This window comes from Nocardia caishijiensis NBRC 108228, from assembly GCF_001612825.1.
GTDB classification, from domain to species: domain Bacteria; phylum Actinomycetota; class Actinomycetes; order Mycobacteriales; family Mycobacteriaceae; genus Nocardia; species Nocardia caishijiensis.
The window spans coordinates 13,194-35,249 of record NZ_BDBE01000033.1; the positions used below are offsets into that span (position 1 = coordinate 13,194).

The window sequence follows — 22,056 nt, forward strand, 5'->3', positions numbered from 1 at the left end:
TAACGAAACAGGGCGGCACCGAACTCCCGGTACCGCCCTTCTTCGCTCACAGCGCAATCAAATCACGCCGAGAAAACTTACTCAGCAGCGGCTTCGCCCTGCTCGGTCTCGGCGGAATCCGCAGGGTCACCGAACATTTCGGTGGTGTCGACCTCGTTGCCGTCGGAGTCGGTGACCTTCACCTGACCGACAACTCCGGCCAGCGCCTTGCCGCGCCGCACGTCGGCGAACACCGCGCCGAGCTGACCGGCCTGCTGCACCTGCTGGATGAACTGCTCCGGCGACATGCCGTAGCGCTGGGCCTGGAACAGGATGCGCTCGGTGAGCTCCTGCTGGCCGACCTGGGTGCCCTCGGCCTCGGCGATGGCATCGAGCAGCAGCTGGGTCTTCACCGACTTCTCGGCGGCTTCCTGAGTGTCCTTGTCGAACTCCTCGCGGGAGGAGCCCTGCGCCTCGAGCGCCTCGGCCAGCTTGGCCTCGTCGTGGTCGAAGCCGTGCACGGCGTCGTGCAGCACCGCGTCGACCTCCGCCTTGACGACGGCCTCGGGCAGCGGCACCTCGACGGTCTCGAGCAGGGTGTCGAGGACCTTGTCGCGGATCTGACCGGCCTGCTCGATCTTCTTGGTGCGCTCGACGCGGCCCTTGAGGTCTTCCTTGAGCTCGTCGATGGTGTCGAATTCGCTGGCCAGCTGGGCGAACTCGTCGTCGGCCTCGGGCAGCTCGCGCTCCTTGACCGACTGCACGGTCACGGTGATCACGGCTTCCTTGCCCGCGTGCTCACCGGCCACCAGGGTGGAGGTGAACTCGGCGGACTCACCGGCCTTCAGACCGATGACGGCCTCGTCGAGGCCTTCGATGAGCTGACCCGAACCGACCTCGTGCGACAGGCCGGTGGTGGCGGCCTCGGGCACGTCCTCGCCGTCGACGGTGGCCGACAGGTCGATCGAGACGAAGTCGCCGTCCTGCACGGCCCGCTCGACACCGGTCAGAGTGCCGAAGCGCTGACGCAGCGAGGTGAGCTGCTGCTCGATGTCGTCGTCGCCGATGGTGAAGGAATCGACGGTGACCTCGATGCCCGAGTAGTCGGGCAGGGTGATCTCCGGGCGCACGTCGACCTCGGCGGTGAAGGCCAGCTCGTCGCCGTCCTCGATCTTGGTGATCTCGATCTCGGGCTGGCCGATGACCTTCACCTCGCCGGTCTGCACGGCCTCGGCGTACTTGTTCGGCAGCGCGTCGTTGACGACCTGCTCGAGCACGGCGCCACGGCCGACGCGGGTCTCGATCAGCTTGGCCGGGGCCTTGCCGGGACGGAAACCGGGGATCTTGACCTGCTGGGCCAGCGCCTTGTACGCCTTGTCGAAGTCGGGCTTCAGCTCCTCGAAGGGCACCTCGACGTTGATCCGGACCCGGGTCGGGCTCAGCTGCTCGACGGTGCTCTTCACGGACATGCTCCTTGGTTCGTAGTTCATGGTGGTGGCCCCGCATGGGGCGTCGCGCGCCTCGAGTCGGTGCGGACGCACGCATCCCGACCAGGGTAGTTGACCGCCGTCGCGGTCGCGCAATCGGCGGTTGGTTGCGGTGGCGGCTAGCTGCCGACCTGCACCGCGTCGGTGACGAAGACGAGTGTCTCGTTGGGCGCGACGCCGTTGCCGCCTTCGCCGTAGCCGAGGTCCGGCGGCACGATGAGCAGCCTGCGCGCACCCTGCTGCACACCGATCAGGCCCTTGTCCCAGCCCTCGATGACCTGTCCGGCGCCGAGCGTCAGATCGAAGGGCGCGCCGCGCTTGAACGAGCTGTCGAGGGTCTGCTTGTCCGACCAGGTGACCAGCGCGTAGTTCATGGTGAGCGGCTGCATGGCCACGGCGCCGGGCCCGGTGCCGGGCACCAGGTCCTTCACCAGCAGCGACTTGGGCGGGTTGCAGTCGTCGGGGATGGTGATCTCCGGCGGGTCACCGAAGCCGCCGACCACCTTGATGTCCTCGGCGATGCATTCACGGGTCGGGGCCGCCGTGGACTCGGCCGACCCGCTGTCGGAACCGCACGCCGCGCTCGCGAGGGCGGCGACGGCGACCAGCCCGGTCCCGATGATCCTGGGGAGAGAAACCATGGCCCGCACAGTAGTGGAGCGCGGATCCGGCGGCGCCAACCGGCACGACGGTAGGCTCGGCACTGCGTTTCTCCACCGGCGCCGCCGGGTGTCCTCCGGTGCGCCGACCAGTCCGGCGGCGGGCGACGCCGCAGCGCAGGCGAGTGCGAGGAGAGTCAGCGATGACCCGGCTCAGCAACAGCGAGGGCGATACCGCCGCCGACAACGTGGGCGGCGGCGGGGAAGGCGAGTCCCTCGCCCCCAAGCCCTATCCCCTCACCGAAACCCCTGGCCCGCTCACCGGTGAGGAACTGATCGCGGTCGACAAGTGGTGGCGGGCCGCGAACTATCTCGCGGTCGGCCAGATCTACCTGATGCGCAACCCGCTGCTGCGCGAACCGCTGCGTTCCACCGACATCAAGCCGCGCCTGCTCGGCCATTTCGGCACGGTGCCCGGCCTGAATCTGGTGTGGGCGCACGCGAATCGGGTGATCCGCGACCGCGATCTGAACGCCGTCTTCGTCGCGGGCCCCGGTCACGGCGGGCCGGGCCCCAACGCCTGCGCCTGGCTGGAAGGCGCCTACGCCGAGCTCTACCGCGACATCCCCCGTGACGTCGACGGCATGCGTCGGTTGTTCCACCAGTTCTCCTTCCCCGGCGGCGTCCCGAGCCACTGCGCCCCGGAGACCCCCGGGTCGTTCCACGAGGGTGGTGAGCTCGGCTATTCGCTGCTGCACGCCTACGGCGCCGCCCTGGACAACCCCGATCTCACGGTGTTCTGCGTGATCGGCGACGGCGAGGCCGAGACCGGCCCGCTCGCGGGTAGCTGGCACGCGAACAAGTTCCTCAACGCGGGCCGCGACGGCGCGGTGGTGTCGATCCTCGCGCTCAACGAGTACAAGATCGCCAATCCGACGATCCTGGCGCGCGTCCCCCGCGAGGAGCTCATCGAGCTGCTGCGCGGGTACGGCTACGAACCGCTGATCGTCTCGGGCAACGATCCGTCACGGGTGCATCAGAAGATGGCCGCCGCCATGGACGCCTGCCTTGACCGGATCGCCGAGTTCCAGCGGGCCGCGCGCGAGGACGGCGACACCACCCGCCCGCGCTGGCCGATGATCGTGCTGCACACCCCGAAGGGCTGGACCTGTCCCCCGGTGGTCGACGGCGAACGGGTCGAGGGCACCTTCCGCGCCCACCAGGTTCCGTTGCCCGCCGCGCGGACCGACCCGGAACACCGGCGGGTGCTCGAGGAATGGTTGCGGTCCTACCGCCCCGAGGAGCTGTTCGACGCCGAGGGCAGACCGATATCCGCCCTGCTGACCCAGATCCCCGAACGCCCGATGAGCCTCAATCCGGTGGCCAACGGTGGGCTACTCGTCCGCGATCTCGACCTGCCGGACTGGCGCGGCTACGGCCTCCCGGTGGAGCGGCCGGGGGCGAGCAGACACGAACCGACCCGGGTGCTCGGTGCTTGGCTGCGTGACGTCACCACCCGCAACCCGCACAACTTCCTGACCTTCGCCCCCGACGAGCTCGCCAGCAACCGGCTCCGGGACATCCTCGAGGTGACCGGTCGCGACTGGCAGGCCGAGGTCGGTCGCTGGGACGTGGCGTTGTCGCCGACCGGGCGCGCGGTCGAGGTGCTGTCCGAGCACATGTGCCAGGGTCTGCTCGAGGGCTATCTGCTCACCGGCCGCCACGGCGTGTTCACCTGCTACGAGGCGTTCATCCACATCGTCGACGCCATGTTCAACCAGCACGCCAAGTGGCTCGATGCCAGCCTCGCGGTCCCGTGGCGACGCCGCATCCCGAGCCTGAACTATCTGCTGAGTTCGCATGTGTGGCGCCAGGACCACAACGGCTTCACCCACCAGGACCCCGGTTTCCTCGATGTGGTGGTGAACAAGAGCCCGGAGATCGTGCGGGTGTACCTGCCGCCCGACGCCAACACGCTGCTGTCCACCTACGACCACTGCCTGCGGTCGATGCACTACGCGAACGTGGTGGTCGCGGGCAAACAGCCGGGGCCGGACTGGCTTTCGGTGCCGGAGGCCGCCGTGCACTGCGCGCGCGGGGTCGGCATCTGGGAGTGGGCGGGCCACAACGACGATCAGGGCACCACCCCCGATGTGGTGCTGGCCTGCGCGGGTGACGTCCCCACGCTGGAAACACTCGCCGCCGCCGCGATCCTGCGTGACCGGCTGCCCGACCTGCGGGTGCGCGTGGTCAACGTGGTCGATCTGATGCGGCTGCTCCCGGCCGAGGAACATCCACACGGCCTGTCCGACGCCCATTTCGACACCCTCTTCACCGCCGACCGGCCGGTGATCTTCGCCTTCCACGGTTACCCCTGGCTGGTGCACCGGCTCACCTACCGCAGGCGCAATCACGCGGGCCTGCACGTGCGCGGATACAAGGAGAAGGGCACCACGACCACCCCGTTCGACATGGTGATGCTCAACGACCTCGACCGCTTCCACCTGGTGCTCGACGTGATCGACCGGGTACCCGGCCTGCGCACGCGGGCGGCGGGTTTGCGCCAGGAGATGGTCGACGCCCGGCTCGCGGCACGCAGCTGGACCAGGGAGCACGGCGAGGACATTCCGGCCGTCGCGAACTGGGTGTGGCCGGAGGCGTCGGTCCCCACTGTGACGTAACGCGGTTGCGGCGCGGGTCGCGACTGGCCGACGATGGAGACGATGACCGAGCAACGCCGTATCGACATACTCCCGCGCGACCGCCGCGACCTGCGTGGTCCCTTCGACGTGATCGGGGACGTGCACGGCTGCCGCGCCGAACTCGAAACGCTGCTCGGCGAACTCGGGTACGGCATCGAGCACGACGACCGAGGCAGGCCGGTGACGGCCGCCCACCCCGAGGGCCGCACGGCCGTGTTCGTCGGCGATCTCGTCGACCGTGGCCCCGACACGCCCGGTGTGCTGCGACTGGTGATGGGCATGGTCGCGGCCCGAACGGCCCTGTGCGTGGCGGGCAACCACGACTACAAACTGGTGCGCGCCCTCGACGGCCGCAATGTGCGGATCGCGCACGGGTTGGAGCAGTCGCTGGCCCAGCTGGCCGACGAGGACGACGAATTCCGCGCCGCCACACAGGCTTTCCTGCGCGAGCTGCCCGGCCACTATCTGCTCGACCGGGGCGGGCTGGTCGTCGCCCACGCCGGGCTGCCGGAAAGCCTGCACGGCAGCACATCCGGGCGGGCCCGGTCCTTCGCGCTCTACGGGGCACCCACCGGCGAGGTGGACGTGCACGGCCTGCCGATCCGCTACGACTGGGCACAGGATTATCGGGGAGCGCCGGTGGTCGTCTACGGGCACACGCCCGTCACGGCACTGCAGTGGGTCAACAACACGCTGTGTCTTGACACCGGCGTGGTGTTCGGCGGCACGCTGTCGGCCCTGCGCTACCCGGAGCTGCACACCGTCTCGGTGCCCGCCGAACAGGTCTGGTACGAACGCGCGGGTATCACACCGGTGCCCGACTAGGGCCTACCATCAGCAGCGGACGACCCGACTCATCGACGAGGAGAGGTTCATGCGCCGTAGTTTGCTCGCACTGTCCGTTCTGGCTCCACTGATGATCACCGGTGTGGCGAGCGCCGATCCGGCGCCGCCGGGAACCGGGACACTCACCGTCCGCGCGATCACCGGTTCCGAACCCATGCCGGTCAACCGGGCCGATATCGAAGTCCGCGCCTGCGGCGCCGAGGAGATCGTCACCACTCTGGTGAGCGGCGCCGACGGCAGCGCGAGCGTCGCCCTGCCCGACGGCTGCTACGAGGCGCGGGTGGTGACGGTGCCGGGCGGGTGCGGCCTCGCCGACACCGAACCCGTGCGGCTCACCGTCACCGCGAGCACCGAGGCCCGCGCGGAGTTCCGCTTCCGCTGCGCGTGAGCGTCAGTCCTTGGGTCCGCCCGCCACGTAGATGACCTGACCGGACACGAAGCCCGCGCCCTCGCTCGCCAGGAACGACGCGGTGTGGGCGATGTCGTCGGGCGTACCGACCCGGTTCACCGGAATCTGGGCCGCCGCCGCCTGCTTGAAGGCCTCGAAGTCGACGCCCACGCGGGCGGCGGTGGCCGCGGTCATCTCGGTCTCGATGAAGCCGGGGGCGATCGCGTTGGCGGTGACACCGAATTTGCCGAGCTCGAAGGCGAGGGTCTTGGTGAAGCCCTGCATGCCCGCCTTGGCGGCGGAGTAGTTCGCCTGGCCGCGGTTACCGAGCGCGGAGGTGCTGGACAGGTTGACCACGCGTCCGAACTTCGCCTCCACCATGTACTTCTGCACGGCGCGCGTCATCAGGAAGGCGCCGCGCAGGTGCACGTTCATGACGATGTCCCAGTCCTGCACCGACATCTTGAACAGCAGGTTGTCGCGCAGCACGCCCGCGTTGTTGACCAGCACGGTCGGCGCGCCGAGCGCGTCGGCGATGCGTTCCACGGCCGCCGCGACGGCGTCTTCGTCGGAGACGTCGGCGCCGACGGCCAGTGCGGTGCCCCCGGCGGCTTCGATCGCCGAGACGGTGTCGGCGCAGGCGGCTTCGTCGAGGTCGAGAACAGCGACGGCGTGACCGTCGGCGGCGAGCTTCTTCGCGACGGCGGCGCCGATTCCGCGTGCGGCACCGGTGACGATGGCGACCCGTGAGGTAGTGGACATGCGCGCCACCCTATCGGGCGCGTTCGTCGTGATGGTCGGGGTGACAGGATTTGAACCTGCGACCCTCCGCTCCCAAAGCGGATGCGCTACCAAGCTGCGCTACACCCCGATACCTCGGGGCGGTTCACGCCGTCGAGGGAATTCATATTTGAGCGGGTGACGGGAATCGAACCCGCACCATCAGCTTGGAAGGCTGAGGTTCTACCATTGAACTACACCCGCAGGCATACGACATCGATGGGATCGCCACGATGTCGTGTGCGCCACGACTGTACCGAATCCCGCGCGCCGAACGCCAATCCGGCCCCGCGAAGCGGTCGGCGCCCGGGCGGATCCCCCTCTTTTTCACGCCCGATTAGGGCCCAATGGCCCTATTGCGGGACCACCGGTACCGGACACGATGGTGGTTGCGTCTCAGGGGACCGACGCCTGCTCCACCGGGGGAATACAAAGGATAATTTTCCTCGAAAACCTGGCATGGGGGCGGCGGGTAGGCCACCATGAAAGAGCGCGCGACGGCTCTACCGGTCGGCACGACACCTTGCCAGGAGGGACCATGGCGACAACACGCCCACCGCCCGAAAATGGGGCAACACGCTGCACGTTTCGGTGTTTTCGAAGTTTTTTCGCGAAGTGTGTAACGCCCGGGCGGCTGTAGCGATGTCATAGCCGATCGCCATTCGCGAGGGACCTGCAACACGTTCTAGAACGCGGCTTTTGGGTCTCGAGTGGCTTGCTAGGATCCTTTTTGCCGGACGGGGGTATCTGGAAAGGGGGCGGTGAGCGTGTGCCGAACTCGGCGGACCCAACCGCGTAGCAGTGCGAACGATCGAGGTGGCAAGACCGTTGCCACCTTCCGCCGGTGATGTCGATGTCCGCACACATCGAACCACCGGTCGCCGCGATGGCCCGCGCCTGGGCCCGCGCGGTGTGTGCCGAGCCGGGATCGTCCGTGGCACCGCACCAGTTGGAGCCTGTGCTCATCGAGATCGTCGAGCGCCTGCTGCATCTGGCCAGGACAGAACCGTTCCCGGTACCGCAGGCGCGCAAGCTCGGCGCACGACTGGCCGAGGCGCCGTTCGAACGGACGAGAATGCTGGCCCACGCCACCCGCTGGTTGCTCGGTTTCCCCTCGGGGGTGCCCGGGTCCCTGGTGGCGACGCGCTGGCCGCTGGTGGCCAGCCAGGCCATCGACAGCTACGCCCAGGCACTGCAGGAACGCGCGTTGGCGCAACAGGAGCAGAACATCTCGGCGAAGGTGTCGCTGCGCGTGCAGGAGATCGCCGCGCTGCAGCACCGCCTGCGCCACGAAGCGACCCACGACGCCCTCACCGACCTGGCGAACCGCACACTCCTGCAGGAGCGGGTGCGTGCCTTCGCCGCCGACCCGACACGCGGAGTCGGTGTGCTGGTGGTCGACCTGGACCGCTTCAAACAGATCAACGACGGCTACGGACACGCGATCGGTGACGAGGTGCTCGTGGAGTTGGCCAACCGGCTGCGCGAGGTGTGCCCACCGGACACCGTGATCTGCCGGTACGGCGGCGACGAGTTCGTCGTGGCGGCCAATCCGCGCCGCGACACCTTGAGCGAGCTGGCGCACCGTGTGGTCGCGGCCCTGCGCGACCCGGTGTGGTCGAGCGCGGGCCCGGTGCCGGTGTCGGCCAGCGTGGGCACGGCGTTCTGCCCACCGGGAAAGACGTGCGATTTCACCGACCTGCTGCGTCGCGCCGACCGCGCGATGTATTCGGCGAAATCCGCGGGCGGGCGGCGTTTCGCCCTCGCCGAATCGGGCGACCCCGAACTGGGAACGGCGGTCGCCGGCTGAGTCCGGATCGCGAAGCCTGCACTTCGCGGCCCGGGCTCAGTCGATCTTCTCCGCACACCTCGGCCACGGTTTCACGACCGTGGCCGAGGTGTTCTGGTCAGCGCGGCTGACAGACGGTGCACCAGAAGAGGTTTCGGGCGTCCATGGTGCCGTGGGACACCGGGGTGCCGCAGACGCGGCAGGGTTCACCCTGACGGCGGTAGACATAGGTGCGCGGGCGGTCCTTGGCGTAGGACGGTGCGCCGGTGTCGTGTTCGGTGCGCACGACGTGCATACGCCCGGTTTCCACCCCGACCGGCATGAGCTCGACCAGGTCGGCCCACAGCGCGTCCCATTCGGCCGAGGTGATCGACGTACCGGGCCGAAACGGTGAGATGCCGTGCCGGAAGAGAACTTCGGCGCGGTAGACGTTGCCCACTCCGGCGATCAGCGACTGGTCCATCAGTAGTGCGCCGATCGCCCTGCGGGAGCGCCGAATTCGTGCGCCCGCCCGCTCGTGGTCGGCGTCCGGGCGCAGCGGGTCGGCCCCGAGGCGGGCGGTGAGTGCCTCCACCTCCGGCGGATGCAGCACCTCGCACGCGGTCGGTCCGCGCAGATCGGTGCCGAATCCCGTCGCGGTACCGACCATCCGCATCCGCACCTGCCCGATCGGCGCGGGCATCGGCAACTCCACCTCGCTGAACGTGCCGTACAACCCGAGGTGCACATGCACGGTCAGCCCGGACGCATAGTGATGCAGCAGATGCTTACCGAAGGCTTCGGCCCGCTCGAGCACCTGCCCGTCCACGAGCGCCGCCCCGTCGGCGAACCGCCCCTGCGGACTCGAAACCCGCACGGCCACACCAGCGAACCGCTCCTGATGCAATCGCGCTATGCGATGAAGGGTGTGCCCCTCAGGCATGAAACACCCCTCACCAACTGATCTCGTGAACACATGGGTAACTCACCGGGCACGGGCTACCGTGACCCCCTACCTTGTCTGGCCGCCGACGCAAGCCTCGTCGCACCTGAGTCCGGCCTGAATCTCCGGGGAGGCGGGTGAGCCCAGCTCAGTAGGCGGGGACGGCCGGGGCCTCGCCGGACTTCTCGTAGTCGGCGAGGATGTCGATGCGGCGCTGGTGGCGGGCTTCCTCCGACCAGGGCTGGGCGAGGAACGCGTCGACGATGGCGAGGGCTTCCTCGGTGGTGTGCATACGGCCGCCGATGCCGATGAGCTGGGCGTTGTTGTGTTCGCGGGCCAGCTTGGCGGTTTCGACGCTCCAGGCGAGGGCGCAGCGGGCGCCGGGGACCTTGTTGGCGGCGATCTGTTCGCCGTTGCCGCTGCCACCGAAGACCAGGCCGAGGGAGCCCGGGTCGGCGACGGTGCGCCGCGCCGCTTCGATGCAGAAGGCGGGGTAGTCGTCGAGAGCGTCGTATTCGAGGGCGCCGCAGTCGACGACCTCGTGTCCGGCCTCGAGCAGATGGGCCTTGACGTGATTCTTCAGTTCGAAACCGGCATGGTCGGCACCCAGGTAAACGCGCATGGCTGCGATTGTCGCAGGCGCGCTTAGAGTCGTTTCATGCACCCGCACGAACCGCATTCCCCGCATTCGGCAGGTCCCCCACCGGAGCGCTCCGGGCAACCCGCCGACCGGCCGAGCGACGCCACGCCCGCCGATCAGCCCGTGCCACCGTCGGGCGACTATCCGCCGCGCGACGGCACCTCGTCGTTGTCGAAGCAGGCAGCCGAGAGCCCGACGGCGGACTCATCCGGATCCTGGCAGCAAGGACCGTCGGCTCCTCGTTCTCCGAGCGCGCCCGGATCCCAGCCGCACGACCCTTCGGCGCCTCGACCGCATGTCCCGAACGACGCGGCGTCCGACCCGTGGCAGCAGGCGCCGGGTCCGGCATCGTGGCCGCAGAGACAGCCCGGGTTCGCGGGGTCGTCGCCGTGGCAGCAGACGCCGGACCCGGCATCGTGGCCGCAGGGACAGCCCGGGTTCGCGGGGTCGTCGCCGTGGCAGCAGCCCGGGCATCCCACCGGCTCGTTTCCGGTGGGGCCCACCGGTGCGTATCCGCCTGTGCCGCACGGTTTCCACCCGCCCGGTGGACCACCCGGGACAACGCAGCCGATGCCGCGCGGACTGTCGCCGTTCGGGATGCCAGCTCGGCATCCGTGGGAGATTCCGCTGCTCGTGGTGGTCATCATGATCACCGGTGTCGCCTACCTGCTGGCCATCCTGTTGGTGCTGGTGGAACTGGTCGCCGAGCCCGTGGTCGACGCCCAGGGGCAGCCCGAGTCCGGTGGCTCGCTGCTGACCAGCCCCTATGTGCTGGTGCTGTTGTTCGCGCCGGTGCTGCTGTGGGCCGGACGTGGCCTGAACTTCGCGCGGATGCGGATCAACGGGGTGCGGATGTCACCCACCCAGTTCCCCGAGGGTTACCGGTTGGTGCAGGAAGCCGCCGCGCGGTTCGGGATGTCGAAGGCGCCGGACGCGTACGTGATCCTCGGCAACGGTCAGATCAACGCCTTCGCCTCCGGGCACGGCTTCCGCCGCTTCGTCGTGGTCTACAGCGACCTGTTCGAGATCGGCGGCAAGGCCCGTGAACCCGACGCGCTCGCTTTCATCATCGGCCACGAGGTCGGCCACATCGCCGCTGGTCACGTGTCGTATTGGCGCCAGCTCGGCATGTTCGTCGCGCCGTACCTGCCGATCCTCGGGTCGTCCCTGATCCGCGCGCAGGAGTACACCGCCGACAACCACGGCTTCTGCAACCGTCATCTGGGCGCGCCGGGCGCGATGGCCACCCTCGCCGCGGGCAAGTACCTCAACACCGAGGTCGGTTTCGACGAGATGGCCGACCGCGCCGCCACCGAGAAGGGCGGCTTCGTCCTGCTGGTGAACGCCATGTCCAGCCACCCGGTCCTCACCTGGCGAATGTGGGCACTGCGCGACCGCAGCAAACCCGGCCCCATGTTCTGGCACCCGAGCCCACCCCACCCCGGCACGATCCCACCCCCCGGCGGCTACCCCTGCAAACAGCACCCCCAGCCAACCCCCCGAAACCCCGCTGACCCCGGCCGTCTCCCCCGTTGCCTTGTTCGTGGGCCTGGCACGAGCACGACTTCCGCGTGACGCCGAGCGTGGACGACCCGATTCGTTCATGCTGTCAGGCATGGCGAATCGGTGGATGGGGATCACGATCGACTGCGCGAACCCGACACGACTGGCCTCGTTCTGGAGCGCGATCCTGAGTATCCCCGCCACGGCCGAACATGGCGATGATCCGGGATGGGCGACCGTCGGCTCGCGTGTCGACGACAGACCGCGCTTGACCTTCCAACGAGTGGACGAGCCCAAGATCGGCAAGGTCCGCATCCACCTCGACATCGAAGTCGATGACATCGAAGCCGGTCGCCGTCAGGTGGAGGACCTGGGCGGCCGCTGGTCCGGCGAGCGGCACGACTACGACGAGGGAATCGTCATGGTCATGCGCGATCCCGAGGAGCACGAGTTCTGCCTGGTCAAATATTCGCGTTGAGGCTCCGACACCCGACCGTCACACCCACCGCCCGCCTCCCCCCGGTCCCAACCCCCACGGATTTTCGGCCGCCTCGGATCCGAGGAGCGAGACGTAACGGCGAAGCCGAAGTATCGCTCCTCGGATTCGAGGCCCCCCGGGCCGAAAATCCCGCGGCGCCAGCCGCTAAATGAACACAGGCTCTTCGGTGCGGGTGCGCTTGAGTTCGAAGAAGTGGGGGTAGGAGGCGAGGGCGACGACGCCGTCCCATACCCGGCCCGCGTCTTCACCGCGTGGGATGCGCGAGAGCACCGGGCCGAAGAACGCGACGCCGTTGACGTGGATGGTCGGGGTGCCAACGTCGGGTCCGACCTTGTCCATGCCCGCGTGGTGGCTCACGCGCAGTGCTTCGTCGTAGTCGGTGCTGTCGGCGGCTTCGGCGAGTTCGGCGGGCAGGTCGAGTTCGGCGAGGGCGTCGGCGATCACGGCCGTCAGGGTTTCCTGGGTGGTGGCGCGTTCGAATTCGGCCTTGCGGTCGTGGATGCGGGTGCCGAGGGCGGTGTAGAGCGGGGCGAGGATCTGGTCGCCGTATTTCTGGGCGGCGGCGATGGCGACGCGCACCGGGCCCCAGCCCGCGGCCATCAGTTCCACGTACTGCGGCGGCAGATCCCTGCCTTCGTTGAGTACGGCCAGGCTCATCACGTGGAAACGGACCTCGATATCGCGGACCTGCTGGACTTCCAGGATCCAGCGCGAGGTGATCCAGCACCACGGGCACAGGGGGTCGAACCAGAATTCGGCGAGATCCTTGGTGGCCTGATCGCTCACGGGTCTTCCTCTCGGGTCAGCTGCTGGCGGGCAGGCGGCCCGCTGGTTGGTGCAACCGCGCGGGTCCCGGATTCGTTCCCCTGGTCACTGCCCGGGGTTAGGCTCGACGGCGAGGGAGACCGGAACGTCCGTGAGAAGGAGTCCGTGTATGAGCTCGAATCAGCATTTCGTGATCGTCGGCGGTGGGCTCGCCGGTGTGAAAGTGGCCGAAGCCTTGCGCGCCAACGATTTCGGGGGCCGGGTGACGCTGCTGGCGGCCGAGGACGATCTACCGTACGAGCGCCCGCCGCTGTCCAAGCAGCATCTGGCCGGTGACCAGCAGCTGCCGGATTTCACGGTGGATCCGCCCGCCTGGTACCGCGATCACCACGTCGATCTGCGGTTGGGTACCACGGTGGCGGCGTTCGATCCGGCGGCGAGAACGGTGTCGCTGCCGGATGGTTCGACGTTGTCCTACGACAAGCTGGCGCTGGCCACCGGGTCGCGTCCGCGCGCCCTCGACCTTCCCGGCGCCGACGCGTCGAATGTGTACACCTTGCGCACGATCGGTGACTCCGATCGGCTGCTCGAGGTGCTGCGGTCGCGGCGTCGGTTGGTGATCATCGGGGCGGGCTGGATCGGGCTGGAGGTCGCCGCGCAGGCGCGGGCGCGGAAGCTGGAGGTGACGGTGCTGGAGGCGGCCGAGTTGCCGCTGGTGTCGGTGCTCGGCCCGCGGATGGGCACCGTGTTCGCCGAATTGCATCGGGCGCACGGCGTGGACCTGCGCACCGGCGTCGGCGTCGATCTGATCCTGGCCGAGGACGGCGAGGCCACCGGTGTGCAGCTCGACGACGGCCAGGTGGTGCCCGCCGACGCGGTGCTGATCGCGGTCGGCGCGCAGCCGAATATCGAGATCGCGAAAGCCGCCGGGCTGGCCACCGACACCGGAATCCTGGTCGATGAGTCCCTGCGGACCAGCGATCCGGATGTGGTTGCCGTCGGTGACATCGCCGAGGCGCTGCATCCCCTGCTCGGCAGACGGGTGCGGGTGGAGCACTGGGCCAATGCCCTGAATCAGCCCGCGGTGGCCGCGCTGACGATGCTCGGCAAACCGGCCGCCTACGACCGTCTCCCCTATTTCTTCACCGACCAGTACGACCTGGGAATGGAGTACACCGGCTATGTCGGTCGCGACGACGACGTGCGGGTGGTCGTTCGCGGCGATGTGGCGAAACCGGAGTTCGTCGCCTTCTGGCTGGATCCGGACAACCGGGTGCGCGCGGGCATGAACGTGAATGTCTGGGATGTCACCGATCGCATCAGGGAGCTGGTGACCTCGGGCGAACAGGTCGACCCGGAACGCCTCGTCGACCTTTCCGTCGACTTCTGACGCGGCGCCGCCCGAGGTCTCTGCCGCACCGGTAGGACCTCGACGGTCGGCCGCTCTACACGCACCGCCCTCGGCCGTCACCGTGCGATGCCGAGGAGCGCCTCGAGGTTTCCGGTCATGCGGTCCAGAGTCGCTGTGCAAGAGGCGAAGTCGTCGGCGCTGATGCCGTCGGCCATGCGGCCCCGGAGGTCGGCGACGGTACTGGTCGCCGCATCCACGGCCCTGCGGCCCGCCGCTGTCGGTGCCAAGCGACCCGCCGGATCGCGGGTGAGCCACGGCCAGCGCCCGGGTGACCTCATCGGCGGATTCGTCGTCGTCCCAGAACGGACGCAGCGCCTCCGTCGACTCCGCGTCCGTGGGACTCGCGCGCTGAACCGCCGAGAGCGTCTGCCACTCGCGCCGTGTCATGCCGACAGTTTCGACGGCCCGGTCGAAGGCATCTCCACCGTGGCCGCGGCCCTCGCCGTCGACCAGCCGAGAGCGAGCAAACTGGTGGCCGCCGCGGTGGCTGCCGGGGCGGTGCGCCGTGTGGCCGATCAGTCCGACGGCCGCCGGTCGCTGCTGGAGCTCACCGAGCGCGGCACCGACATTCTCGCCGCCGCCCACCACCGCCGCCAGCGCGCTTTCGACCGAGCCATGGCCGGGTGGACCTCGGCTGAACGCACCGAATTCGCCCGTCTGCTCGCCCGTTTCGTCGACGCCATCGACTGAGCGGACGCCCCGGTTCGCGTCCTGGCAGACTCGACGCCGTGGATGTCTACAGCGCGGGTGTACTGGTGTTCCGGCGTGGCGAGGTCGGGATCGAGGTGTTGATCGGGCACATGGGCGGTCCGCTGTTCGCGAAGAAGGACGAGTCGGCGTGGTCGATTCCCAAGGGCGAGTACGAGATCGGGGTCGAATCGGCGGAGGTCGCCGCGGCCCGCGAATTCACCGAGGAGCTCGGGTTGCCGGTGCCGGACGGGCCGTGGATCGCACTCGGCGACGTGCAGTACGGCAGCGGGTCGCGTCGTAAGACGGTCACCGTGTGGGCCGTGGAGGGCGACCTCGATCCGGACGCGATCGTCCCCGGCACCTTCACCATGGAGTGGCCGCCCCGCTCGGGCCGCGTGGGCGAGTTTCCCGAGATCGACCGGGTCGGCTGGTTCGCACCGGCGATCGCCGAGCCCAAGCTGGTCAAGGGCCAGCGTCCGCTGCTGCAACGCCTGGGCGAGCACCTCGCGGGAACCGCACCGACGCCGTGACCGGCCTCAGGTTCCCGCGAGCGCGGGAGCGCGCACCGTGGAGCGGAACTCCGAAGGGCTCTGTCCACGAAGGCGTTTGAACGCGGCGCTGAACCCGAACGCATCGGCGTACCCGACGGTGGTCGCCACCTGGGCGACGCTGCGATTCGGGTCGGCCAGCAGTTCCTCGGCCTCGGCCATCCGCCATTCGGTGAGGTAGGCCAGCGGCGTTTCCCCCATCACCTCGCTGAACCGGCGGGCGAACAGCGCCCGCGACACCGAGGCCTCGGCGGCCAGATCCGCCACGGTCCAGCGCCGGAACGGATCGTTGTGGATCGCCTCCAGCGCGGGTCCGACAACCGCGTCGGCCATGCCGCGATACCACGCGGGCGCGCAATGCTCTTGCGCCGCAAGCCAGGTCCGCAGAGTGCAGACCAGCGCCCAGTCCAGGAGCCGATCCATCAGCGCCTGCGAGCCCGCGCTGAGCCGGACGGCGTCGGCGGCGGACTGTTCCAGCCACGCACAGACTTCCGGGTCGTCGCTGACGACCATCACCGGCGGCAGCGCCCGCAGCAGTCGTTCGTGCCGTCGCCCCGATGCCCGGTAGGCGCCGACGACGAGCGAGGTCTCCTCGGGTGCGCCGGTGGCGGTCTCGACGAGTTCCGGTGTGGCGCAGGCGAGATCGGCCGGACCGAAGCCGTGCGGCACGAAACACGACAGCTCGTATCCCATGTGCGGTCGGTCGAGGGCCGCCCGGGTGTCGGCCAGATGGAACGGTTCGCAGGCCTGGACGATGGCGGTGTCACCGGCGATCAGCCGGGTCGCCGACCCGTCGGCGAGCACCAGGGTGCCCCCACCACGCAGGACGGTGACCATGACCAGGGGCGCCCGGTCGGCGAAGCGGATGGTCCACGGCGATCGCAGCACGGCGTGCGTGACGACCGATCCTTCGGCACGAATGCCGCTCAACAGCGAACTCAACGGATCCACCCCACCAGCGTAGACGAATTCCTATCGACGCGAGATGATCACCCATAGATCGTCCACGGGATTCGCGGTTGACTCGAAGCACAGGGCACACAGCCCCGCACCTCCGATCGACCAGGGAGTCATCATGTCGCAGCAGTCCGCCGTCCCCGAATCCGCCCACACGACACCCCTCCCCGTGCCGACCGGCCGCGACGAGGCCGTCCCCGCTCCAATCCACGCCCAGCGCGGCGGCGCCGCCGACACCACCTCGACGGCGGGCCGACGGGCCCTGGTCGTGCTGTCCCATCACCGTGCCGATTCGCTCTCGGCCCACGTCGCCGAGCGGGCGGCGTCCCGGCTCACCGCCGCCGGGTACGCGATCGACTTCCTCGACCTGCACGCCGAGAACTTCGACCCCCGGATGACCGTCGCCGACCAGCCGGAATGGGGCAATCGCGACAAGGTGTACTCGGCGAGCACCGAGGCGCACATGCGGCGGGTGCAGGCCGCCGATGTGATCGTCGTCGTGTTCCCCGTGTACTGGCAGAGCGTGCCCGCCATGCTCAAGGGCTGGATCGACAGTGTCTGGAACTACGGCTTCGCCTACGGCCGCAGCAAGCCCAAGCTTGCGGGCAAGCGCATCCTGTGGCTCGGCCTGGCAGGCGCCACTGCCGGGGACGCGATCGTCGAGGGGATGCGGCAGCTGCTCGAGGCCCAGCTCAGCGAGGGACTCGCGTACTACAGCGGTTTCGCCGACTCACGTGTCGGCCTGCTGCCCGATGCCGAGGACCAGCCCCAAACCATCGACGCCGACGGCAATCTGGTGATCGGCGAGGCCATCGCGGGCGACGCACGGGCCGCCCATTACGCCGCGTTCGACGCGCGGGCCGAGGGCTTCGTCGACGAATTCCTGGCCGCCGAGCTGGTGTCGGCCTGAGTGTGAACGGTTGTCGGACGCCTCAGCGCGGTCCGGTCGCGGCACTCTCGCACGATCGGACCGCGCACTGGTCATCTTCGACCTCGAGCCGGTCCAGCACATGATGGATCAGATGCCGGGCACCGTCTTCAGCAGCACCTGGAGCAGTTCGCTCGGCGTGCCCGCCTCGTCGGCGGCGGTGTTGATGGTGGTGAGTGCGCCCGAGGTGAACTCCGCGCTCTGCTCGGGAACGTAGGTCGCCGGGTCGTCGATGCCCGGGGCGTACTGGCCGAACAGCCCGGCCATCGCCTGCAGGAACGGTCCCATCAATGTCGCCAGGTGGGCGGCCGACCCGCCGGTGGTTCGCACCATCTTCCCGCCCTGCTGGAAGCCCGCGAACATCGAGTACATGCCGCCGAGAATCGCCAGGTCGTACATGGCGGCGGCGCCGTAGTCGGTGCCGACCCATTCGGCGCGGCCGAACAGGTCGAGAACATGCCGGAACCGGTCGAACGCCGGGGTGACCCCGCTGTAGAGCAGGAAGGCCGCCGGTCCACCGATCATCGCGGGCACGGCCATGATGCCGCCGTCGATGAGCTCGACACCGTTGGCCTCGGCCCAGCGGCCGAGCGAGCGGCCCTGCTCAGGGGTGGTGGTCGTCAGGTTCACCAGCACCCGGCCGCGCAGCTGCTCGGCGGCGGGCGCCACCTGTTCGCGCACGGCCGCGTCGTCGAGGACGCACAGAATCACCAGATCCGCCGCCGCCATCGCCTCGGCCGGGGTGGCCGCCAGCGTCGCGCCGTCGGCGACCAGCGGTTCGGCGCGCGCGGCGGTGCGGTTCCACACCGTCACCTCGTGCCCACCCACCAGCAGCGCCTTCGCGAGCGCGGCACCCATCGCGCCGAGACCGATCACCGAAACACGCTGTGCCACAGTCGAGTTGCTCATCTCTCCCCTAGTCCGCAAGGTTGTCGCCGCCGTTCGGCGATGCACTCCTAGATTCTCCCGTTCCGCTAGACTTCACAAGTACTGACTGTGAAGTGCAATACCTACAAAAAAGTAAGTAAGGCGGACATGAAGCAGCGCCAGCATCCGTATTCGTGCGGTATCGATGCCGCCCTCGACGTGGTCGGCGGCAAATGGAAGGCACTGATCCTGTGGGCCCTGTCCACCGGCACCCAGCGCTTCGGCGACCTCAAACGCCTGGTTCCCGGCGTGACCGAGAAGATGCTGATCCAGCAGCTCCGCGAACTCGAGCACGACGGCATCATCAGCCGCGAGATCTACCCGCAGGTGCCACCGAAGGTGGAGTACTCCCTCACCGAACGCGGTGTGTCACTCAACGCCGCACTGGTGCCCCTCGGCGAATGGGGCAATGCGAACATGGACCACATCTGCGGGGTGAAAGGGGTTGCGGCACCGGTCCACTGACCGAACGCAGACACATGGGTAACTCCCCGGGTACCGACGAACCGAACCGCACGGGAAAAGCTTGCCGCCCCCACCGAACTCCCCGCGCCCGAATCCGGCCTGAGTACGCGGGGAGGCGGACGAGCCTAGGTACGCGGGGACGTGGGCCAGCTTTTTCCCGTGATTCGTTCGTAGGCCTCTTCGTACTTGCGGCGGGTCGCCTCGACCACGTCGGCCGGGATCTCCGGGCCGGGGTATTCCTTGTTCCAGCCGGTGGAGGTGGACCAGTCGCGCACGAACTGCTTGTCGAAGGAACGCTGGGCGCGGCCCGGCTCCCACTCGTCGGCGGGCCAGAAGCGCGAGGAATCGGAGGTGAGCACCTCGTCACCGAGGGTGAGAACCTCACCGTCCCACCCGAATTCGACCTTCGTGTCGGCGACGATCACCCCCGCCTTCGCCGCGTGCTCGGCGCCGCGCGAGTAGATCTCGAGAGTCAGGTCGCGCAGCTTCTCGGCGACCTCGCGGCCTTCCTGGCTCACCACGTCGGCGAAGCTGATCGCCTCGTCGTGGCCCTCGGCGGCCTTGGTGGAGGGGGTGAAGATCGGTTCGGGCAGTTTGTCGCCGTCACGCAGACCCGGCGGCAGCGCGATGCCCGACACCGTGCCCGACTGCTGGTACTCCTTCAGACCCGACCCGGTCAGGTACCCGCGCGCGATGCACTCGACCTGCAGCATCTTCAGCGGCTTCACCCGGATTCCGCGACCGGCGAACTCGGCGGGCACGTCGGTGGCCGACACCACGTGGTTGGGGATGTCGGTGAAGTACTCGAACCACCAGTTCGACAGCTGGGTCAACAGCGCACCCTTGCCGGGTATCGGCGTCGGCAGCACCACGTCGTAGACCGAGACCCGGTCCGACGCGACGAGCAGCAGGGTGTCGCCGTCGGAGTAGAGGTCACGAACTTTTCCGGCGTGCACATGCTTCAACGTCGAACCTCCTGGTGGCGCCGTACGAACTGAGTAGGTAGGACTGTACCGGCCGGGGCCGTTGCCGAATTCGACCTGGTCGCCGCGACGGGAGGCCGGTCACATTCCACCGTGACAGGCTCTCGCCCGGCCGGATTATCAGGCGCTCACGCGCCCGCTGTCGGCGACGCGGAACGTGCGCCGGTAGGCCAGCGGGGCGACGCCGACGGCGGCCTGGAAGTGCTGACGCAGCGAGGTTCCGGTGGCGAAGCCGACCCGGCTCGCGATCCGCTCGACCGACAGGTCGCCGGCCTCGAGCAGGTGCCGCGCCCTGGCCACCCGCTGCTGGGTGAGCCAGCGCCCGGGGCTCAGACCCACCTCGTCGACGAAGCGGCGGGCGAAGGTGCGCCTGCTCATCCGCGCGTGCGCGGCCAGCTCGGCCATGCTCAGCGGGAGGTCCAAATGTTCGAGGGCCCACTGTCGGGTAGCGGCGGTGCTCGCGACCGAGGGATCGGGGACGGGTTGGTCGATGTACTGCGCCTGCCCGCCGTCGCGCCACGGCGGCACCACGCTGACGCGCGCGACCTGATTGGCCACCGCGCTGCCGTGGTCGGCGCGCACGATGTGCAGGCACAGGTCGATGCCGGAGGCCGCGCCCGCCGAGGTGAGCACGTCACCGTCGTCGACGAACAGCACGTCCGGGTCGAGCGCGATGTGCGGGAACCGGCGCCGGAAGTCCTCGGCCAGCCGCCAGTGGGTGGTCGCCGGACGGCCGTCGAGCAGGCCCGCGGCCGCCAGCACGAACGCGCCGGTGCAGATCGAGACGATGCGGGTGCCGGGCCGGATCATGGCCAGCGCGTCGAGCGTCACCCGGTCGAGCTCGCCGTCGGTCATGGCCGGATCGCACGACGGGATGATCACGGTGTCGGCGGTGGCCAGGAGCTCAGGGCCGTGCGCGACGGTGATTCCGTAGTCGGCGCAGGTGCGTACCGGTCCGCCGTCGGCCGAGCAGGTCAGTACCTCGTAGCGGTCGTCGAGATTGCCGAAGATCCGTTTCGGGATGCCCAGTTCGAACGGGTACACGCCGTCGAGCGCGAGAACCACCACGCGATGCATGGCACGATCCTATCGGATGATGACATTCATGCCATTTCCCGCACGACCGCCCTGCGGCACCGTGAACGGCATGACCGAAACCATGCGTGCCATCAGTCAGGACACCCTCGGCGGACCCGAGGTCCTGCGCGAAGTCGAACTCCCCCGTCCCGAACCCGGCCCGAGCCAGCTGCTGATCCGGGTACACGCCGCGGGCATCAACCCCACCGACTGGAAGCACCGAGCCCTGCCCGGATTGTTCCTGCCCGCACCGCCTTTCGTCCTCGGCTGGGACGTCTCCGGAGTCGTCGAGGCCGTCGGCTTCGGCGTCACGCTGTTCGCACCCGGCGACGAGGTCTTCGGCATGCTGCCGTATCCGTACGGGCACGGATCGCTGGCGGAGTACGTCGTCGGTCCCGCGCGCGCGTTCGTCCGCAAGCCCACCGCTGTCGAGCACGTCGTGGCGGGTGCGACGCCGCTGGCCGCGCTCACCGCCTGGCAGGCACTGGTCGACACCGCGCAGGTCGAGGCGGGGCAACGGGTGCTGATCCATGCGGCGGGCGGTGGTGTCGGTCATTTGGCGGTGCAGGTCGCCAAGGCGCGCGGCGCGTACGTCATCGGGACGGCGAGCGCGGCCAAGCACGACCATCTGCGCGCGCTCGGCGCCGACGAGCTCATCGACTACCGGAGCGTGGACTTCACCGACGTGGTGCGCGAGGTCGACGTGGTGCTCGACACCCTCGGCCCGGAGAACTGCCGCCGTTCGCTACCGACGCTGCGCCCCGGTGGCGTGCTCGTGAGCATCCTTGCCCGCCAGGACGCCGAGCTGTCCGCTCTCGCCGCCGAACGGGGCGTCCGCTTCGCGTCGCTGCTCGTCGAGGCCGACCACGAGGGAATGCGCGCGGTGGCCGCCCTGCTCGAATCGGGAGCGCTCATCCCGACCATCGCCGGGGTCTTCCCGCTGGCGGAGGCGGGGAAGGCTCATGCGCTCGGCGAGACCGGCCGCACCCTCGGCAAGCTCGTGCTCACCGTCGACTGAGCGGAAGACACCGGTCGATCGCCCCCCGCGGTCGCGTCGTCCCGAACGGGCGAGCACCGCGGGGCTGGCGGCGCACGCGACCCGGGCCCACGTGGACACCCGAGGGAAACTCGGGAGCGGGTGCCGACGGCAGGTGGCATTGTGGACGCTGAC

21 protein-coding genes, 2 tRNA genes and 1 pseudogene are annotated in these 22,056 nt (G+C 69.1%); 12 read left to right on the forward strand and 12 right to left on the reverse strand.

Annotated features, from left to right (window positions below; translation table 11 throughout):
- Nucleotides 1-77: 77 nt before the first annotated feature.
- Both tig and NC7_RS17240 read right to left on the reverse strand, forming a co-directional pair.
- Nucleotides 78-1,442: a trigger factor gene (tig, locus tag NC7_RS17235; protein ID WP_067984686.1), complete on the reverse strand. Its 1,365-nt coding sequence runs from the start codon at nt 1,440-1,442 to the stop codon at nt 78-80.
- Between the two features lie 143 nt (nt 1,443-1,585).
- A complete protein-coding gene (locus NC7_RS17240) occupies nt 1,586-2,107 on the reverse strand; it encodes an FKBP-type peptidyl-prolyl cis-trans isomerase (RefSeq protein WP_067984317.1) in 522 nt (173 codons plus the stop codon).
- A gap of 161 nt (nt 2,108-2,268) precedes the next feature.
- On the opposite strand from NC7_RS17240, the gene NC7_RS17245 reads away from it, so the two are divergent.
- The 3 genes and pseudogenes from NC7_RS17245 to NC7_RS17255 all read left to right on the forward strand — a co-directional run bounded on the left by NC7_RS17245 (nt 2,269) and on the right by NC7_RS17255 (nt 6,001).
- Complete coding sequence (locus NC7_RS17245; protein WP_084458555.1) at nt 2,269-4,746, forward strand: phosphoketolase family protein; 2,478 nt, start codon at nt 2,269-2,271, stop codon at nt 4,744-4,746.
- Between the two features lie 78 nt (nt 4,747-4,824).
- Nucleotides 4,825-5,562, forward strand: a pseudogene (locus NC7_RS17250) (metallophosphoesterase); the annotation flags it as partial.
- Nucleotides 5,563-5,641: 79 nt separating this feature from the next.
- The gene (locus NC7_RS17255) at nt 5,642-6,001 is read left to right on the forward strand and encodes a hypothetical protein (protein ID WP_067984322.1); all 360 of its coding nucleotides are present in this window, start codon (nt 5,642-5,644) and stop codon (nt 5,999-6,001) included.
- Nucleotides 6,002-6,004: 3 nt separating this feature from the next.
- Here the strand turns inward: NC7_RS17255 and fabG are convergent, their stop codons facing one another.
- The 3 genes from fabG to NC7_RS17270 form a co-directional block, all read right to left on the reverse strand.
- Nucleotides 6,005-6,763: a 3-oxoacyl-ACP reductase FabG gene (gene fabG, locus NC7_RS17260; protein ID WP_067984324.1), complete on the reverse strand. Its 759-nt coding sequence runs from the start codon at nt 6,761-6,763 to the stop codon at nt 6,005-6,007.
- A 32-nt stretch (nt 6,764-6,795) separates the two neighbouring features.
- Nucleotides 6,796-6,872, reverse strand: a tRNA-Pro gene (locus tag NC7_RS17265).
- A 42-nt stretch (nt 6,873-6,914) separates the two neighbouring features.
- Nucleotides 6,915-6,985: transfer RNA gene (locus NC7_RS17270), tRNA-Gly, on the reverse strand.
- Between the two features lie 649 nt (nt 6,986-7,634).
- Between NC7_RS17270 and NC7_RS17275 the strand changes: the two genes are divergently transcribed.
- The gene (locus tag NC7_RS17275; protein ID WP_067486965.1) at nt 7,635-8,591 is read left to right on the forward strand and encodes a GGDEF domain-containing protein; all 957 of its coding nucleotides are present in this window, start codon (nt 7,635-7,637) and stop codon (nt 8,589-8,591) included.
- Nucleotides 8,592-8,688: 97 nt separating this feature from the next.
- Here NC7_RS17275 and NC7_RS17280 read toward each other — a convergent pair whose 3' ends face one another.
- Nucleotides 8,689-9,492 carry an Fpg/Nei family DNA glycosylase gene (locus NC7_RS17280; protein ID WP_067984326.1) on the reverse strand — a complete coding sequence of 268 codons (804 nt, stop codon included), beginning with the start codon at nt 9,490-9,492 and terminating at the stop codon, nt 8,689-8,691.
- A 148-nt stretch (nt 9,493-9,640) separates the two neighbouring features.
- The gene (locus NC7_RS17285; protein WP_067984328.1) at nt 9,641-10,114 is read right to left on the reverse strand and encodes a ribose-5-phosphate isomerase; all 474 of its coding nucleotides are present in this window, start codon (nt 10,112-10,114) and stop codon (nt 9,641-9,643) included.
- Nucleotides 10,115-10,702: 588 nt separating this feature from the next.
- Here NC7_RS17285 and NC7_RS30205 point away from each other — a divergent pair.
- Nucleotides 10,703-11,707, forward strand: a complete 1,005-nt coding sequence (locus NC7_RS30205) for a M48 family metallopeptidase (RefSeq protein ID WP_236573550.1) — start codon at nt 10,703-10,705, stop codon at nt 11,705-11,707.
- Nucleotides 11,708-11,747: 40 nt separating this feature from the next.
- Nucleotides 11,748-12,113 (forward strand): VOC family protein, encoded by a 366-nt coding sequence (locus tag NC7_RS17295; RefSeq protein ID WP_067984351.1) that lies wholly within the window; start codon nt 11,748-11,750, stop codon nt 12,111-12,113.
- Nucleotides 12,114-12,278: 165 nt separating this feature from the next.
- Here the strand turns inward: NC7_RS17295 and NC7_RS17300 are convergent, their stop codons facing one another.
- Nucleotides 12,279-12,920 carry a mycothiol-dependent nitroreductase Rv2466c family protein gene (locus NC7_RS17300; RefSeq protein ID WP_067984352.1) on the reverse strand — a complete coding sequence of 214 codons (642 nt, stop codon included), beginning with the start codon at nt 12,918-12,920 and terminating at the stop codon, nt 12,279-12,281.
- A 148-nt stretch (nt 12,921-13,068) separates the two neighbouring features.
- Between NC7_RS17300 and NC7_RS17305 the strand changes: the two genes are divergently transcribed.
- The 3 genes from NC7_RS17305 (at nt 13,069) to NC7_RS17315 (ending at nt 15,530) form a co-directional block, all read left to right on the forward strand.
- On the forward strand, nt 13,069-14,289 hold the full coding sequence (locus NC7_RS17305) for an NAD(P)/FAD-dependent oxidoreductase (RefSeq protein WP_067984354.1): 1,221 nt from the start codon (nt 13,069-13,071) through the stop codon (nt 14,287-14,289).
- Between the two features lie 117 nt (nt 14,290-14,406).
- Nucleotides 14,407-15,000 (forward strand): winged helix DNA-binding protein, encoded by a 594-nt coding sequence (locus NC7_RS29740; protein ID WP_174550237.1) that lies wholly within the window; start codon nt 14,407-14,409, stop codon nt 14,998-15,000.
- Between the two features lie 38 nt (nt 15,001-15,038).
- Nucleotides 15,039-15,530, forward strand: a complete 492-nt coding sequence (locus NC7_RS17315) for an NUDIX hydrolase (RefSeq protein ID WP_067984356.1) — start codon at nt 15,039-15,041, stop codon at nt 15,528-15,530.
- A 6-nt stretch (nt 15,531-15,536) separates the two neighbouring features.
- Here NC7_RS17315 and NC7_RS17320 read toward each other — a convergent pair whose 3' ends face one another.
- Nucleotides 15,537-16,499: an AraC family transcriptional regulator gene (locus tag NC7_RS17320; protein WP_067984359.1), complete on the reverse strand. Its 963-nt coding sequence runs from the start codon at nt 16,497-16,499 to the stop codon at nt 15,537-15,539.
- 124 nt (nt 16,500-16,623) lie between these two features.
- On the opposite strand from NC7_RS17320, the gene NC7_RS17325 reads away from it, so the two are divergent.
- Nucleotides 16,624-17,415, forward strand: coding sequence for an NAD(P)H oxidoreductase (locus tag NC7_RS17325; protein ID WP_084458557.1), 792 nt, complete (start codon nt 16,624-16,626; stop codon nt 17,413-17,415).
- A gap of 108 nt (nt 17,416-17,523) precedes the next feature.
- On the opposite strand, the gene NC7_RS17330 is transcribed toward NC7_RS17325, so the two are convergent.
- Entirely contained in the window at nt 17,524-18,387 is an 864-nt protein-coding gene (locus tag NC7_RS17330; RefSeq protein WP_255285058.1) for an NAD(P)-dependent oxidoreductase, read from the reverse strand.
- A gap of 81 nt (nt 18,388-18,468) precedes the next feature.
- On the opposite strand from NC7_RS17330, the gene NC7_RS17335 reads away from it, so the two are divergent.
- On the forward strand, nt 18,469-18,825 hold the full coding sequence (locus NC7_RS17335; RefSeq protein WP_067984363.1) for a winged helix-turn-helix transcriptional regulator: 357 nt from the start codon (nt 18,469-18,471) through the stop codon (nt 18,823-18,825).
- 125 nt (nt 18,826-18,950) lie between these two features.
- Here the strand turns inward: NC7_RS17335 and NC7_RS17340 are convergent, their stop codons facing one another.
- Nucleotides 18,951-19,790, reverse strand: a complete 840-nt coding sequence (locus NC7_RS17340) for a phosphoribosylaminoimidazolesuccinocarboxamide synthase (protein WP_067984365.1) — start codon at nt 19,788-19,790, stop codon at nt 18,951-18,953.
- Nucleotides 19,791-19,928: 138 nt separating this feature from the next.
- On the reverse strand, nt 19,929-20,885 hold the full coding sequence (locus tag NC7_RS17345) for a GlxA family transcriptional regulator (protein WP_067984367.1): 957 nt from the start codon (nt 20,883-20,885) through the stop codon (nt 19,929-19,931).
- A gap of 70 nt (nt 20,886-20,955) precedes the next feature.
- On the opposite strand from NC7_RS17345, the gene NC7_RS17350 reads away from it, so the two are divergent.
- Entirely contained in the window at nt 20,956-21,903 is a 948-nt protein-coding gene (locus NC7_RS17350) for an NADP-dependent oxidoreductase (protein ID WP_067984695.1), read from the forward strand.
- Nucleotides 21,904-22,056: the final 153 nt, after the last annotated feature.

What these genes read in the sequence shown, in the direction of transcription:
- NC7_RS17240 (WP_067984317.1), bottom strand. Translation starts at nt 2,107, where the DNA reads ATGGTTTCTCTCCCCAGGATCATCGGGACCGGGCTGGTCGCCGTCGCC.
- NC7_RS17245 (WP_084458555.1), top strand. Translation starts at nt 2,269, where the DNA reads ATGACCCGGCTCAGCAACAGCGAGGGCGATACCGCCGCCGACAACGTG.
- NC7_RS17255 (WP_067984322.1), top strand. Translation starts at nt 5,642, where the DNA reads ATGCGCCGTAGTTTGCTCGCACTGTCCGTTCTGGCTCCACTGATGATC.
- fabG (WP_067984324.1), bottom strand. Translation starts at nt 6,763, where the DNA reads ATGTCCACTACCTCACGGGTCGCCATCGTCACCGGTGCCGCACGCGGA.
- NC7_RS17275 (WP_067486965.1), top strand. Translation starts at nt 7,635, where the DNA reads ATGTCCGCACACATCGAACCACCGGTCGCCGCGATGGCCCGCGCCTGG.
- NC7_RS17280 (WP_067984326.1), bottom strand. Translation starts at nt 9,492, where the DNA reads ATGCCTGAGGGGCACACCCTTCATCGCATAGCGCGATTGCATCAGGAG.
- NC7_RS17285 (WP_067984328.1), bottom strand. Translation starts at nt 10,114, where the DNA reads ATGCGCGTTTACCTGGGTGCCGACCATGCCGGTTTCGAACTGAAGAAT.
- NC7_RS30205 (WP_236573550.1), top strand. Translation starts at nt 10,703, where the DNA reads ATGCCGCGCGGACTGTCGCCGTTCGGGATGCCAGCTCGGCATCCGTGG.
- NC7_RS17295 (WP_067984351.1), top strand. Translation starts at nt 11,748, where the DNA reads ATGGCGAATCGGTGGATGGGGATCACGATCGACTGCGCGAACCCGACA.
- NC7_RS17305 (WP_067984354.1), top strand. Translation starts at nt 13,069, where the DNA reads ATGAGCTCGAATCAGCATTTCGTGATCGTCGGCGGTGGGCTCGCCGGT.
- NC7_RS29740 (WP_174550237.1), top strand. Translation starts at nt 14,407, where the DNA reads ATGCGGTCCAGAGTCGCTGTGCAAGAGGCGAAGTCGTCGGCGCTGATG.
- NC7_RS17325 (WP_084458557.1), top strand. Translation starts at nt 16,624, where the DNA reads ATGTCGCAGCAGTCCGCCGTCCCCGAATCCGCCCACACGACACCCCTC.
- NC7_RS17335 (WP_067984363.1), top strand. Translation starts at nt 18,469, where the DNA reads ATGAAGCAGCGCCAGCATCCGTATTCGTGCGGTATCGATGCCGCCCTC.
- NC7_RS17345 (WP_067984367.1), bottom strand. Translation starts at nt 20,885, where the DNA reads ATGCATCGCGTGGTGGTTCTCGCGCTCGACGGCGTGTACCCGTTCGAA.
- NC7_RS17350 (WP_067984695.1), top strand. Translation starts at nt 20,956, where the DNA reads ATGACCGAAACCATGCGTGCCATCAGTCAGGACACCCTCGGCGGACCC.